At 41.4% G+C, this 13,878-nt stretch carries 11 protein-coding genes and 2 tRNA genes; 6 read left to right on the top strand and 7 right to left on the bottom strand.

Annotation, left to right across the window (positions count from 1 at the left end):
- Positions 1-860: 860 nt before the first annotated feature.
- The 3 genes from FHS86_RS10180 to FHS86_RS10190 all read left to right on the top strand — a co-directional run bounded on the left by FHS86_RS10180 (position 861) and on the right by FHS86_RS10190 (position 2,833).
- The gene (locus FHS86_RS10180) at positions 861-1,067 is read left to right on the top strand and encodes a hypothetical protein (protein WP_429412942.1); all 207 of its coding nucleotides are present in this window, start codon (positions 861-863) and stop codon (positions 1,065-1,067) included.
- Positions 1,068-1,135: 68 nt separating this feature from the next.
- Positions 1,136-2,113, top strand: a complete 978-nt coding sequence (locus FHS86_RS10185; RefSeq protein WP_429412944.1) for a transposase — start codon at positions 1,136-1,138, stop codon at positions 2,111-2,113.
- Between the two features lie 87 nt (positions 2,114-2,200).
- Entirely contained in the window at positions 2,201-2,833 is a 633-nt protein-coding gene (locus FHS86_RS10190) for a DUF6266 family protein (RefSeq protein WP_429412946.1), read from the top strand.
- A 193-nt stretch (positions 2,834-3,026) separates the two neighbouring features.
- On the opposite strand, the gene FHS86_RS10195 is transcribed toward FHS86_RS10190, so the two are convergent.
- Positions 3,027-3,099, bottom strand: a tRNA-Lys gene (locus FHS86_RS10195).
- Positions 3,100-3,141: 42 nt separating this feature from the next.
- Positions 3,142-3,214 (bottom strand) — tRNA-Lys (locus tag FHS86_RS10200).
- Between the two features lie 397 nt (positions 3,215-3,611).
- Here FHS86_RS10200 and FHS86_RS10205 point away from each other — a divergent pair.
- Positions 3,612-4,352: a sulfite exporter TauE/SafE family protein gene (locus FHS86_RS10205; RefSeq protein ID WP_429412948.1), complete on the top strand. Its 741-nt coding sequence runs from the start codon at positions 3,612-3,614 to the stop codon at positions 4,350-4,352.
- A 55-nt stretch (positions 4,353-4,407) separates the two neighbouring features.
- Here FHS86_RS10205 and FHS86_RS10210 read toward each other — a convergent pair whose 3' ends face one another.
- Entirely contained in the window at positions 4,408-6,129 is a 1,722-nt protein-coding gene (locus FHS86_RS10210; protein WP_429412950.1) for a Na/Pi cotransporter family protein, read from the bottom strand.
- Between the two features lie 372 nt (positions 6,130-6,501).
- Between FHS86_RS10210 and FHS86_RS10215 the strand changes: the two genes are divergently transcribed.
- Positions 6,502-7,284 carry a hypothetical protein gene (locus tag FHS86_RS10215; protein WP_429412952.1) on the top strand — a complete coding sequence of 261 codons (783 nt, stop codon included), beginning with the start codon at positions 6,502-6,504 and terminating at the stop codon, positions 7,282-7,284.
- An 82-nt stretch (positions 7,285-7,366) separates the two neighbouring features.
- Here the strand turns inward: FHS86_RS10215 and FHS86_RS10220 are convergent, their stop codons facing one another.
- Positions 7,367-8,008, bottom strand: coding sequence for a LysE family translocator (locus tag FHS86_RS10220; RefSeq protein WP_429412954.1), 642 nt, complete (start codon positions 8,006-8,008; stop codon positions 7,367-7,369).
- Positions 8,009-8,105: 97 nt separating this feature from the next.
- Between FHS86_RS10220 and FHS86_RS10225 the strand changes: the two genes are divergently transcribed.
- Positions 8,106-10,610 (top strand): TonB-dependent receptor, encoded by a 2,505-nt coding sequence (locus tag FHS86_RS10225; RefSeq protein WP_429412956.1) that lies wholly within the window; start codon positions 8,106-8,108, stop codon positions 10,608-10,610.
- Between the two features lie 4 nt (positions 10,611-10,614).
- Here FHS86_RS10225 and FHS86_RS10230 read toward each other — a convergent pair whose 3' ends face one another.
- Genes FHS86_RS10230 through FHS86_RS10240 form a run of 3 tightly spaced genes read right to left on the bottom strand, consistent with a single transcriptional unit; the run spans position 10,615 to position 13,837 of the window.
- Positions 10,615-11,262, bottom strand: a complete 648-nt coding sequence (locus FHS86_RS10230; RefSeq protein WP_429412958.1) for an NAD(P)H-binding protein — start codon at positions 11,260-11,262, stop codon at positions 10,615-10,617.
- Between the two features lie 6 nt (positions 11,263-11,268).
- Positions 11,269-12,021 (bottom strand): SH3 domain-containing protein, encoded by a 753-nt coding sequence (locus FHS86_RS10235; protein WP_429412960.1) that lies wholly within the window; start codon positions 12,019-12,021, stop codon positions 11,269-11,271.
- Positions 12,022-12,025: 4 nt separating this feature from the next.
- A complete protein-coding gene (locus tag FHS86_RS10240; RefSeq protein ID WP_429412961.1) occupies positions 12,026-13,837 on the bottom strand; it encodes a BatD family protein in 1,812 nt (603 codons plus the stop codon).
- Positions 13,838-13,878: the final 41 nt, after the last annotated feature.

The following is a 13,878-nucleotide window of genomic DNA, read 5'->3' on the forward strand; positions in this document are numbered from 1 at the left end:
AGCTTCTCTTCTTTTGTAAAACTTCGCTTTTTCATCGTCATAAAAGTACAGATTTAAATCTATATCTTTGTCCGATGATTTAAGGGGCTAAAACACCTCACTACTCCAAAAACTCAAACAAAACTTAACACCTGAGCTAATTGAAGTGACATTGCAGAATGCAAGAGTAGTCTCACTCATTCCCAAAAGCGGCTCGTACCCTCACCACATTTTGCTCATTCCCTTACTACACTTGCCCGGTCGCGGCCAGCAGCACTTTGTAACAACACCAGGCACAAAAACCGCCTTTCACTTCATTGCCACTCCAATCCGCAGCAGACGTTCCGTTTCACTCCACACCCGACCGCTACTTTTCGCTTCATTTCGTTCACTCTGGTTTTAGAGCCTTTTAGTTCAACTTTGAAAGGTTGAGGCAAATACAAGAGCTTCGTTCCTCAGCACTTGTCCGCTCGTGCGTAAAGACTACCTCAACACCCACCCTCCAACAACATCCTGTCTCGTTCCAACAACCTACCTTCCCTGAAGTACCCGAAGAAATAAGAAGAACGGTGGAATCCAAAAAATGAAACCTCAAAACAAAGATATTTTTACGCCCCCGCACATCAAGGCCAAAACAAGTTTTAGAAAAAATCTCCATCCTCGTACCTCGGGGGTAGTATTTTTCCTAAAAGCCTTGACTTTGCCTGCCCACTAAAATTTGAGTTGTTTATCGGTTTCATATACATTCTATTCTCATTTCACTCATACGAAAATTAAAGAAAAAGAATCGATTACATAGAATAATCATACACACCATCCTCTTTCTTTTGAATTAAAAATCATTTCTCCGTAAGATGCAGTAATCTTTAAAATTTTTAGTCATGAAGAACATAGGAAATTTTCTAATTGGATCAATATCCAGTTTTGGAGTAGCACAAGCTCTCCCCGATACAGTTCAAACTGCAAGTGAAGCTTCTACAGGTGTAGTCGATTCTATCGAAGCACTGGTCAGTTTACTCAGTGGTATTTTGTCTGCTGTTTTTGTTGCATGGATAAAACGTAAATGGCAAAAAACAACCACGAAGTAAGAGTCAGGGTATAAACTCTTAATGTGAATCAAGGGTTGAAAATACGATAAAAAAAGTTCATTAAATGTATGAAAATCAAGCAATTAAATTTGCTTAAATCCCTGGAAATCAGTATCTTAATATTGTTTTCGAAGCGATATTTAGATATGATTTCCAAGGATAAGGACGACAAGTTAATAAGAATTTACTTTTTTGTTTGTGAGAAATTTGAAGAACTTCAATTTTATTGTGAACGGTTCAGTAATAACAAGCAACCTGAATTTACAGATCAAGAAATTATGACAATATACCTATATGCCATAAACCATGCAGGGCACACCAAGGTAAAACACATCTACCGTTTTGCCTCAGACTGGTTAAGGTCATGGTTTCCAAAGCTTGGAAGCTATCAGGCCTTTAATAATAGGCTAAACAGACTTGGTGGGGCTTTCACCAGGCTTACTGAAATTATTTTAAATGATAATCAACCAGAAGACTGTTGCCTGAACCAGAGTTTAATGGATTCTATGCCAATTATTACCTGTTCTGGCAAACGGATAGGGAAAGTTGCCAGAGAGCTAACCGACAAAGGTTATTGTTCTACTAAAGGAATGTATTATTATGGGCTAAAAATGCACCTGTTGGGTTTCCGAAGGATAGGTAAATTACCCCATCCCGAACAAATATTGTTTACACCTGCATCGGTCAATGATGTTACCGTGTTTAAAGAATCGTGGGCTGAAATCGAAGATAGGGTTTTCTTTGGTGATAAAATATACTTTGTGAATGACTTAAATGAGAGCATGTTAAAGAATAGAAACTCTGAAACACTTGCACCAATAAAAGCCATTAAAGGAATGCATGAAGTTATTAAACAAAGAATTAAAGCGGCAGATGATCTGTTTTCAACAGCAGTTTCAAAAGTCAGACAACCCATTGAGGCTATATTTAACTGGTTAATTGAAAAAGCTGACATTCAGAAAGCTAGCAAGGTGCGATCAACTAAAGGGTTAATAGTTCATGCTTTTGGAAAACTTGCTGCGGCATTTATTAATTTAGCAATTTAACTCTTGATTCGCATTCTTAATAAACTTATACCAAGTTCTAATTAACAGTTAAACACAAATTTTATTCATTCTTTAAATTTAATAGTCATGGGAAGAATTAGTCAGGGTATTTTAGGAGGAGTCTCAGGAACAATCGGAAATGTTGTTGGTGGCTCCTGGAAAGGTATTACATACCTTAGAGTCAAATCAGATCACTACAATGATGCAAATTCGGAGAAACAAGTTAAGCAACGCACCAAATTTGCAGCATGTGTCGCTTTTGCAAAATTGATTATCGACACGATTATTCGCCCTATTTGGAACAAAAAGGCGGTAAAGATGTCAGGATTCAATTTATTCACAAAAACCAATCTATCGGCATTTAATGCTGATGGAGACATTGGAGATTATAGTCAATTACAAGTTTCAGTTGGGGATTTACCATTACCTGAGAATATTGTAATTGCTGATGATGCTGAAACAGAAGGGGGAGTTTCAATTACTTGGGAGGACAATTCTGGTACAGGTAGCGCACTTGCCTCCGATGAATTTCGTATTTTGGCTATCAGTAATGGAGAAGTCAATGTATTGCAAGACATCGAAATTACCAGAGAAACAGAATCAGCCAAAGTACTTTTACCGTATGGTGCAGGTGTTGAGGTTCAAGTGTATGTTTTCTTCGAAAGTGTTGAAAATTACATTTTCTCACCAAGTCAACATGGTGCGGTAAACGTAACTTAATGAAAATTTGGTGAAATAAACGGCATATTTTGTTTCACCTATGTTTCACCCGGTCAAAAATTAATGGTTAGTAGTTTTCTGCTCACCATTATTTATTTCAAGCCATATTATTATGATTAACAATACGCTTCTCCAATAATACCAAACCTTCCATAAAACAAAAAAGCCTCAACGTTACCGTTGAAGCTTTTTGTGACTCAGCTGGGGTTCGAACCCAGGACCCCATCCTTAAAAGGGATGTGCTCTACCAGCTGAGCTACTGAGTCGGTCACTATGTATTATTTGACATTTTTATAAAAAGAAAAAAGTGACTCAGCTGGGGTTCGAACCCAGGACCCCATCCTTAAAAGGGATGTGCTCTACCAGCTGAGCTACTGAGTCGGTCACTTTTTTACTATTTCGATTAAAAAATCGCCTTTTTTATTTAGACTGGTTTTACTAAAAATCTATTCTTACAATCCTTGTCCAACGTGCTTTTCGTTTGTCAAAGGCGCTGCAAAAATACGTGAAATTTTTTTTGCTCCAAATAAATCACCTCCATTTTTTACAAAAAATCCGACTGTGCTCTATAATGTTTTAAAAACGAATAACTTATTACCAAAAAGAGCCGTGATCGCCATGTTGAGTATATCGATAAAAGCTGTGAATAAACGAAATTTGACATGTAAAAATCACTTTTTTAGCTCATTACTACATTATTTTCCCTCGATGATCAGGCTGAAAAATAGTTTTGAACGAATGTATTTATCATATTTGGCGTGAAATTTAAAATGCAGGTATGGATGAGTTGATAAAGCTCCTTTTATTATTTAGTGCCGGATTTATGGCCAGTTTTGTGAACATGATGGCTGGAGGTGGTTCAATGCTGACAATAGGGGCCTTGATACTTATTGGTGTTGAACCCATTATTGCCAATGGTACCAATCGAATAGGGGTATTATTTGGAACCGGAGCGGGTGCCATCACTTATCGGGCTGAAAAATTTACTGATATTAGAACCAGTTTGACGCTTGGTATCTGTGCAATTCCCGGAGCAATTGCCGGTTCCCTGTTTTCTGTTCATTTAGGAAATGAATGGTTTCAAAAAATACTTGGTATGGTGATGATCTTCATTGTTCTGACCATGTTCCTACCCCAAAAATCGATTACAGCAAGGGCACAGGCAATCGGGAAAAGTTGGTTGATTTATCCGGCGATGATCTTGATTGGTTTTTACGGCGGGTTCATTCAGGTAGGTGTCGGATTCATTATTATGGCCGTTTTGCGACATTTATTATCTTTCGATCTGTTAAGGGTAAACATGCATAAAATTTTCATTGTTTTGATTTACACCCTTCCGGTTCTTTTAATTTTTGGTCTCAACGGGAAAATCGATTATTTATATGCCATTATTATGTCACTGGGCAACGCCTTGGGTTCCTATATTTCAGTAAAACTCGCACTTCGTCGTGGCGAAAAACTGGTTAAAGCCGTGCTTATTTTTGCTGTGATCCTAATGGCAATAAAAATGTTGGTATGATAATTTCTTACTGTTTGAATAAAAATTTTCAACAAATGCGATGCACTTCCTTTGATTATTTTGCCGCATTCAATTCATCAATGTATTTCAAGGCATGATAACAGTGATCGGCCAAAACGCCCTGTTCAGAGAAGAAATCACAATACAGGATGCCAATTTTATATTTGTAGCTGCCTTTCTTAATTGCTTTCAGGTGTTCCATATTCAGTTGTTCAACATCGTCATTGATCTTGTCGCGGAAGTTTCGCTCACTTTCGAGGTAGATTGGCTTCGATTTTTCTTCCAGCATCCTTTCTATTTTTTCAACTACAATATCAAGTGATCCGAACATTTGCTGCAAATTCTGAATCATTTCGTTGTTGAAGGATGATTTCCTGCTTTTCGATGCCATAATCAGTTGTGCCATCAGGTAACATGAATCGCTGATACTTTCAATACGACTTACGAGTTTAATCATGGCACTGGCCTGAGCTGCCGTCTTTTTACTAACATCACTTCGGGTGATCTGGGTGAGAAAGCTTACAATCTCTTCATCCATACGATCAGCGATTTCCTCGTATTTTTGAACTCGTGCAATGGTTTTATCAAGTTTTTTTGGCTTGTCTTCAAGCAGCATTTCTTTCACCATTTGATACATGCGTTTGGTGCGTTGCATGAAAACATCAATTTCTTTACGTGCCTGCAAAGCCGAAAGCTCGTCGAAGCTCATAAGCCCTGTATTGATGTAATTTAATTTGAAAACCACATCATCGTCGTCTTTTGTACGAATAATACGTTTCACCAGACTGGCAATGGGGCTTACAAACCAAATGAGCAATAAGGTATTTACAATGTTGAATACCGTGTGGTAAATCGACAGGGCAAGGGGCATTGCTGCATTGGCTTGCTGAATACTTTGACCGTTTGCTGTATTGGGTAATGTGAGATCAAAAATATTCATAATAGCAAAAACCACATTTTCGAATGGTCTGAAAAGCAGCATGGCAATAATTACCCCAAATACATTGAACAAGAGATGAGCCATAGCAGCTTGCTTGGCAGTGGAATTGGTTACTAATGCAGCCAGATTGGCGGTTATCGTCGTTCCAATATTTTGTCCCAGCACCATGGCTACTGCCATGTCAAAACCGATCCATCCGTTGTAGCACATTACCAGTGTAAGCGCCATGGCTGCGCTCGATGATTGCAAAACCAGTGTAATGGCTGTTCCGGTAGCCAGAAAAAAGAGAATGGACCAATAGCCCGACGAGGAGTAATTGGTAATGAAGGAAAGAATGTCGGGGTTGCTGTTGATATCGGGAACCGAACTGTTGAGGTACGAAAGGCCCATGAATATCATGGCAAAGCCTACAACCAGTTCGCCTATTGATCTTCGTTTTGCCAGTTTCGAAAATACCAATGGTAAGCTCAGGCCAATTAATGGCAGGGCAAAAGCACTGATATCGATTTTAAAACCCAGCAGGGATATCAGCCATGCTGTGACGGTTGTTCCAATATTAGCACCCATTATTACACCAATCGACTGAACCAGATTTAGCAAACCTGCATTGACAAAACTTACCACCATTACCGTTGTTGCCGATGAGCTTTGTATTATGGCCGTAATTAAGACGCCGGTTAATACTCCCTTGAAACGGTTGGATGTCATTGCTCCCAAAATGTTTCGCATTTTATCGCCGGCAACTTTTTGCAACGATTCGCTCATGAGCTTCATGCCAAAGAGAAAAAAGGCAAGCGAGCCGATGAGTCTTAGCAGATCAAAAAATGTGTAATTCATTCAGATACTTTCTCTATTGTGTTATCTTGTGCTACAAAACTAAAAAAAACATCGTCTTTTTTTAACATATAATATTTTACATTTCTTTTTTCAATACGAACAAGCAGATGTTTTTGTGCAATGTCGCTTTTTTGTATCTACAGAATAGATTTTTCATCGAATACCCTATTCTAATTTGATTCGTTTATGCTACTTAATAGCGCATAACGTGCTATGCCTACAAATGTGTGAATAAAAAGAATCAGCATGTTTCTGTTTGGTGAAACAAAGTACTTCGATTACTAATTTGACAGAAACTGGTATTTTGTTTTTTTATTTACGAACTTTGCAAAACGATTGGTTTTTTAAGCTTTTCAATTAAAATTAATAATTATGAGAAAGAATAATGTGATGTTGGCAATGCTTTTCATAGCCATTGCCGGTTTTTTTACTTCGTGTATTGATGATGTGGTAAGTGATGAAGGTCCTGTTATTACAGTAAGTAGTCCTGCGGCCGACAGCATCGATATTTTTATTGGCGATTCAGTCGACTTTAGCATTGCCTTATCAGCAGAAAATGGCCTCACTAATTTTAAAGCCATGGTTTCAGCTACAGGGATTGAACTTTCGAATAGTAATCTCACTTTTAATGATACCAATAATGAAAGTGTTACAGTGACTGCAAAAGTTACAGAAAGTGCGGCTGTAGGCAATGCAACAGTAACCTTTGTAGTTGAAGATGGACTTAAAAGTACCAATGAAACAAAAGTACTGGTAATTTCGAAGAATGAAACTCCGTTAAGCGAAGCAGCCGATTTCGAATGGGAACGTGTAGGTGGCAATGCCGCAACAGGTTTGGAACAATTTGGTCTTACCTGGACGGAAAATACTTCGACCAGCGCCGTAATTAAAAAGGGTGCCGACAAATTTGTTGAACTCGATGTTGAAGACTGGATCAACATTACCAGCCTTGAAGCATTGACTGAGGCCATTGAGGCAGCCGATGATATGGATCGTTGGGAGAAAATATCGGCAGAAGAAAGTAAAACCTACGACCTGACCCTGGGTACAAAAGTAGAAACTACTTATTACCTTATTCATATTACCAATGCCAATGTAACTACCGATGCGGTGGCTGGTACAACAATAACTGTTATCGGGCAATACAAGGAATAGAAGCATTAGCACATAATAAAAAAGCTGTACCCTGCCGGTGCAGCTTTTTTTTTATGATAAAAAAACTTAGTGTTTTACTGAATTATATCGAAGGATTCCCTCGAATGATCACCAAAATGGTCGTTACCAGTACAAACAGAATAATGGCAGCACCCGAAAGTTTGTTGAACCACCATAGTATGCGCAGATTAAAGTGGTGCCTGAAGCGACTGATGCCGTAGGTTACTACCAGCCACCATGCCGATGCTCCCATCATAAAACCTGTAGAAAAAACAAGGGGTGATGCCAGGTGATGAATGTCAAATACGACCTTGGCACTGGCAAATACAGCGATGTATGCCAGGGCAATCATCGGGTTTGAAAAAGCGATGAGCATGGCCGATCCGAAACACTGTATGGGGCTGGTACCTTTGCGCTTGAATTTCTTTAATGCAGCCAAAGGGTGTGAGTTAAAAATATACAAGCCAAGCAGCAGCAAAACGAAAGCACCAATGATTTGTATGCTTGTCTGGTGCTGACGCAGAAAAGTAATTATGTACGAAACACTAAACCCTGCAACCAGTGCCCATATTGAATCGGCAACAGCAACTCCAAGCCCGGTATAAAAACCCGATTTGAAATTACGGTTGGCGGTACGTTGTATTACTAATATAGCCAGTGGTCCCAGGGGCAATGAAACCAGTAATCCAATCATCAGTCCTTTTCTGAATAACTCAAACAGCATGGTATCGTTAAATTATTTTGCAAATATACTTTACACAACAACAATTCAACAGCGTTAATGGCGTTAAATGTTTATCGAAATATTATTTTTGCATCGCATGAACCGAATTTTTTACTTACTCATCCTTGTCGTTTTTTTTGCAACCAGCCATGACACTTTCGGGCAAACCAGCAATGCCACTTTGTTTGGTGTTGTGCGTGATGAAGCGGGCAAGCCGGTTGAAATGGTCAATGTAGCGCTAAAAAACTATCCTTTTGGAACAGTAAGTAACCGCAAAGGCGAATACCTGCTAAGGGTTCCTACCGGAAGGGAGATTGTAGTCGGTTTTTCATCACTGGGTTATGAGCTTGCAGAAATTAAGATCACCCTGAGTTCTGATGAAAACCATGAGTACAATGTGACACTTAAAGCCAAAAGTGAGGCGCTCGATGAAGTGGTGGTCACCGATCGGGCCCAGACATCGGGCAACATTGTACGAATTGATCCGAGAGGAGTTGACGCGCTGCCAAGTGCCGGAATGGGAAGTGTTGAAGGCATTATTTCGACGCTGCCCGGGGTGAATTCGACCAATGAACTAAGTAATCAGTATTCGGTAAGGGGAGGGAATTTTGATGAAAACCTGGTGTATGTAAACGACATAGAAGTTTACCGACCTTATCTGATCAGGGCAGGTCAGCAGGAAGGGCTGAGTTTTGTCAACACCGACATGGTGTCGTCGATTGAGTTTTCGGCCGGGGGCTTCGATGCCAAATATGGAGATAAAATGTCGTCGGTGCTCGATATCAAATACCACCGACCCACCGAGTTCAGTGCATCGGCTTCGCTCAGTCTGCTGGGTGCAAAAGCACATGTTGAAAACATCAGCAAGAACAAAAAATTTACCTACAACATGGGCATCAGGTACAAAACGTTTAGCTACATGCTGGGCTCACTCGAGGAAAAGGGATACTACAATCCATCCTTTATCGATTACCAGGGTTATTTTACCTATGCTTTGGGCAAAAAATCAGCCTTGACATTTTTAGGCACCGCATCGTCGAACAAATACCAGTTTGTTCCAACCCGGCGTGAAACCACCACCGGTGTATGGAACGATCAGCGCAAACTGACTGTTTTGTTCGAGGGACAGGAGATTGATCGTTATCAGACTTATACCGGAGCACTTAGCTATTCCTATCAGCCCACAAAGGAGACTTACCTGAAATTTACAGCTTCGGCGTTTAACACCAGCGAAAAGGAAACCTTCGACATCATTGGTTACTATCTGCTTAACGAAGTGCAGAAGGAAGGAACCGAGGAGCAGGATGACAGTTCAATGAACATTGGAGTAGGGTATTACCACGAACATGGACGCAACTATCTTGATGCAACAGTAAAAAGTGTGGCGCATCGTGGCGGAGTGAAAAGCGACAATAACTTTTTGCAGTGGGGCGTAACCTTCAAACAGGAAGATGTTAACGACCGGATGAATGAATGGGAATACCGCGATTCGGCAGGTTATTCTTTGCCATATTCCCCCGAAAAAGTGGAGTTGTTTTACCGGGTAAAAACCTTGCACCAACACCAGGAACAACGTTACAGCGGTTTTGTGCAGAATTCCTACAGCTTTCCCGTCGATATTGGTACATTAATGCTTACCGGTGGAATCAGAGCCCATTACTGGACCTTTACCGATCTCTGGTCGGTCAGTCCGCGTTTTTCTGCTTCACTGGCTACGGGAATCGAGCGGGACATTATCGCCCGTTTGTCGATGGGATGGTACCATCAGCCGGCTTTTTACCGGGAAATAAAGGACATGGACGGCCATGTGAATTACGACATTCAAACACCACGTTCCTTCCAAACAGTAGCCGGAGTCGATTATTCGTTTATGGGTTGGGATCGTCCGTTCAGCTTGTCGTTTGAAACCTATTACAAGGCTTTGCGTAATCTGATTCCCTATCAGGTTGAAAATGTGCGTATCAGGTATTTGTCGGACGAAATTTCGAACGGTTATGCCTATGGAGCCGACCTGAAAATCAATGGGGAATTTGTAAGTGGTACCCAGTCGTGGATCAGCATGTCGCTGATGAAAACCGAAGAAGATATTGAAGGTGATTTCTACTTTGCTGATTTTAACAGTGAGGGAGAAAGAATTTTTCACGGGATTACTGAGAATGATGAAGTTGTAGTAACACGAAAGATTGAACCTGGTTATATCCCACGACCGACCGATCAGCGTTTTAAATTCAGCATGTATTTTCAGGATTACCTTCCCGGACTGCCTGCCTATCAGCTGCATTTGATTGGCCATTTCATTACCGGGGCACCTTATGGGATGCCACGTAGTGAGCGCCATACCCAGATAGCAAGAATCGAAAGTTATAAACGGGTTGACATAGGTTTAACGCGCTCGCTGGTGAGTAAAGGTAAAAACCTTACGGCCTGGACCTTTCTGAATCAGTTCAGGGAGTTGGATCTCAGTTTTGAAATATTCAACCTGATGGATCTCGATAATGTATCTTCTTATTTCTTTGTTTCAGATATTTATGGAAACAATCATTCCATACCCAACCGCTTAACCGGAATTACTTTCAATCTGAAGCTTGCGGCAGAGTTTTAAGCCCTTAGTAGGCCTGTATTTCGTCCGATTCGATGGTAAGTATTTCTTTCTCTGTCCTTCGGGCCAGTACCATCATGCAGCGTGCAATTTGTGCTGCTGCTATCGGTCTCATTTTTCTCAGTTTACCAATCATTAGCGGACTAAATGCCTTGTATAGGTAGTAGCCCATTTCTTCGGCCAGTCTGCTTTCTTCACGTTTTCCGGTGATCAGCGATGGTCTTACAATATAAATACTTTCAACGCCCGACTTTTTCACCGCTTCTTCCATTTGTCCCTTGGTACGCATATAGAAAAAGGGTGACTTATGACTGGCTCCCTGCGAACTAACCACTAAAAAGCGCCTTACCCTGTGGGCCGAACACCATTTGGCAAGATTCAGAACGTAGTGATAATCAACTTTCAGCTGTCCTTCTTTTCCTGCCTTTTTAACCGTGGTTCCCAGGGCACAAAAACAATCATCAATCTTTTCAGCAACTTTTAGCGCCTCCAGCTGATCAAAATCAATGATTCTGTTTTCAAGTTTTGGGTGCTTGATGTTCATTTTTCGGCGTGAAAGAACCAGTACCTTCTTGTATTGATTGTTTTTAATTAATTCTTCGACCAGATGCAGGCCGACCAGGCCCGTGGCACCTGCTACCAATGCTGTTTTCATTTGTGATTAGATTATTTGTAAGACACTTTGCTTTACCCAGCCGCTGTTTCCATCTTCAAGCCTGATTTCATACCATTCGTTCAGCTCGTCGGAGATAGTAACTTTTAAGCCTTCGTGAATTACAAACAAATCGGTACCACTTTCAGCTGGCGATGCTTTTACGGTAACAGTAGGAGTGAAAATAATGGCATGCTGATGGTCGATGGTTTGTAAATACTGTTTCCGGGCCATCGAAAAGGAGAAAAGCGCTAGTACCAGCATGAAAACAGCCAGCATAAAACCTGTTTTTCTTACCGTCTGAACCCTCGAAAAGAGGTACAGTGCAGCGAGAATGAGCATCAAAATAAAGCTGCCAATACTTATTACGGCCCATTCATCGCTTTTTAGCAGGTCGGCCATCGTTTCGAACCACTTCACAAAAAATGGCTGCGGCAGTGCTTCTATTTTGTCAACTACAAACTGGTTCGCCAGTTCAAGATTAAACAGGATGTCTTCGTTCGAAGGATCAAGCAGACGGGCCCTTTCATAATTCAGTATGGCCCGGGTGGGCTGATTGCTTTTGAAATAAGCATTTCCCAGGTTGTAATAAAGCGCTGCCGATTCGTATCCGCTGTCAATAATATTTTCATAGCTGTTAATGGCTGCTTCGTAGGCTTCGCCGGCATAAAGCTGATTGGCTTTTTGCAGCGAATCGGCCGGTGTGGCCCATGCAAAAAAAGCAGTAAAAAGAAACAGGGTGGTGTTGATCAGTTTGTTCATGATCCTACTTTTTACGAATTTGTTTTTCAAATTTACCAATCATTTCTTCACCTTTTTTGTATAACTCGGCAACCGACTGGTCGACAGCTGAAGGTGCAAAACGAGCCATCTCGCAGGTGTCGATCAGCTGCATGAATTCATCAATGGTGCTGTTGTCGACATTGTGAGAACTTAAAGTGCTGCGGGCATTATCGCGACTCAATTCCGATATGGGTAAATTGAGTTTGTCGCTTAAATAGCCCCAAAATGCTTTAAGTAAGGCTTCATAGAAATCGTCGGTATTGTTGTTTTTGGCACAAAGCGAAGCTGCCTTCAGGTGTTTACGGGCAATTTTGCTCGCTTTTTTGTTGCGCATCAACGCTGCATTGGCATTTTCGCGCGCTTTTTTCCTTAAAACAAGTACCAGAATAATAAACAGCAGCAAGGAGATCACATACATTAACCAGAATTGCAGCGAAGCAAAGAAATGGTCGCCAAAAGGCCTGAGTTGAATGTTGGCTGTATTAATATAGCGGATGTCCTGACCAATAAAGCGCACATCTTCTTTCGAAATCGAACTCACCACTGTAGTATGCTGATCATCGGCTCCCTTTTCAACCTTTATCGCGAATTCACGTGTATTCAATGTGACGTATTTCTTTGTTCCGGGATCGAAATAAACAAAGGGAAGCGAAGGAATAATGAATTCGCCGGCAAATCGGGGGATCACCACCTGTTCAAAAGTGGTTGTTCCTGTCAGACCGGCATCAGTGGCCCTGATGTTGTAGGTGGTATTGGGATCATACACCTCAAAGTCGGGCGGAAAATTGTATTTAAATGCCGAAAGGTGTTTGAGGTTGCCACTGCCTTCAATCTGTGTTCTGAGGGTAATGGCTTCGTTGGCTTTTATTTCCTGCTTGTTGATGCTTGATTGCAGGCTGAATTTCCCAACCGCTCCCGAAAAGCCTGCCGGTGCAGGAGGTAAATCTTTCACCGTGATGCTTACCCGTTCGCTACTAGCTTTGGTCCTTACATTTTGCACCGATCCAAAGAAATCGTCGAAGATGCTTTGTGGCTGCACGCGCTGCTGCACGTCGAAAATCATTTCGGCCGGTTCGATGGTGAGCCTGCCGCTTTGTTGCGGAATGAGTATTTTTTTCTGCAGGGTGTATACATTGTAAATAATTCCGTCGACTGCTTCTCGGGTGCGTGTCTGATCGGCCTGGGGCAGATCAATATCCTGGGTCCAGAAGCCTTCAAACGAGGGCATGCTTTGATCGACAACCGAAAGCCCCACACGACTGTATAACTTGAAGGTGGCCATGATCATTTCACCTTTAAAAACGGTTTTCTTATCTGTTTCAAAGCGAATAAACAGTTGTTCACTGCTAATGGCAGCATCGTTGCTGTTTTGTTGTGCACCCTGAGTCGATCCGCCACCTGTAGTGGCAGGCTGACGTCCCTGAATTACCTTTATGCTGAGTGCATTGGATTGATATCTTTTTTTGCCTGAACTAATGGTCGCAGGTGACAGCGTGTAGCTTCCTTCCTGGCTGGCCTGCAGGATATAGGTGTAGCTGTAGTTGACCGACTGGGTCATCTTCCCGTTAATGCTTTGAAAACTCCGGCTGGATGAAACACTGGGCCCCATCAGGATGTCGAAATTGGCCAGTTCGGGCATGCGTAAATCTTCTCCTTTGGCATTGAGTGAAAGCGTCAGGCTGAACTGTTCTCCCACCGTAACAATTTCGGGTGCCGACATGGTAAAACGTACCTCATCGGCCCGGCCCATGATTCCGGTGAACAACAATACGATGAATAATAATTTCCTTATCATGATGATTGTTTGTATGCTACAAAAATATAAAACTAGCTTCA

It is taken from the genome of Roseimarinus sediminis, assembly GCF_050433125.1.
GTDB lineage: Bacteria > Bacteroidota > Bacteroidia > Bacteroidales > Prolixibacteraceae > Roseimarinus > Roseimarinus sediminis.

Bases quoted from the DNA above. Each gene is read 5' to 3' on its own strand.
- FHS86_RS10220 (WP_429412954.1), bottom strand. From the start codon at position 8,008: ATGCTGTTTGAGTTATTCAGAAAAGGACTGATGATTGGATTACTGGTT.
- FHS86_RS10225 (WP_429412956.1), top strand. From the start codon at position 8,106: ATGAACCGAATTTTTTACTTACTCATCCTTGTCGTTTTTTTTGCAACC.
- FHS86_RS10235 (WP_429412960.1), bottom strand. From the start codon at position 12,021: ATGAACAAACTGATCAACACCACCCTGTTTCTTTTTACTGCTTTTTTT.
- FHS86_RS10215 (WP_429412952.1), top strand. From the start codon at position 6,502: ATGAGAAAGAATAATGTGATGTTGGCAATGCTTTTCATAGCCATTGCC.
- FHS86_RS10230 (WP_429412958.1), bottom strand. From the start codon at position 11,262: ATGAAAACAGCATTGGTAGCAGGTGCCACGGGCCTGGTCGGCCTGCAT.
- FHS86_RS10205 (WP_429412948.1), top strand. From the start codon at position 3,612: ATGGATGAGTTGATAAAGCTCCTTTTATTATTTAGTGCCGGATTTATG.
- FHS86_RS10190 (WP_429412946.1), top strand. From the start codon at position 2,201: ATGGGAAGAATTAGTCAGGGTATTTTAGGAGGAGTCTCAGGAACAATC.
- FHS86_RS10210 (WP_429412950.1), bottom strand. From the start codon at position 6,129: ATGAATTACACATTTTTTGATCTGCTAAGACTCATCGGCTCGCTTGCC.
- FHS86_RS10240 (WP_429412961.1), bottom strand. From the start codon at position 13,837: ATGATAAGGAAATTATTATTCATCGTATTGTTGTTCACCGGAATCATG.
- FHS86_RS10185 (WP_429412944.1), top strand. From the start codon at position 1,136: ATGAAAATCAAGCAATTAAATTTGCTTAAATCCCTGGAAATCAGTATC.
- FHS86_RS10180 (WP_429412942.1), top strand. From the start codon at position 861: ATGAAGAACATAGGAAATTTTCTAATTGGATCAATATCCAGTTTTGGA.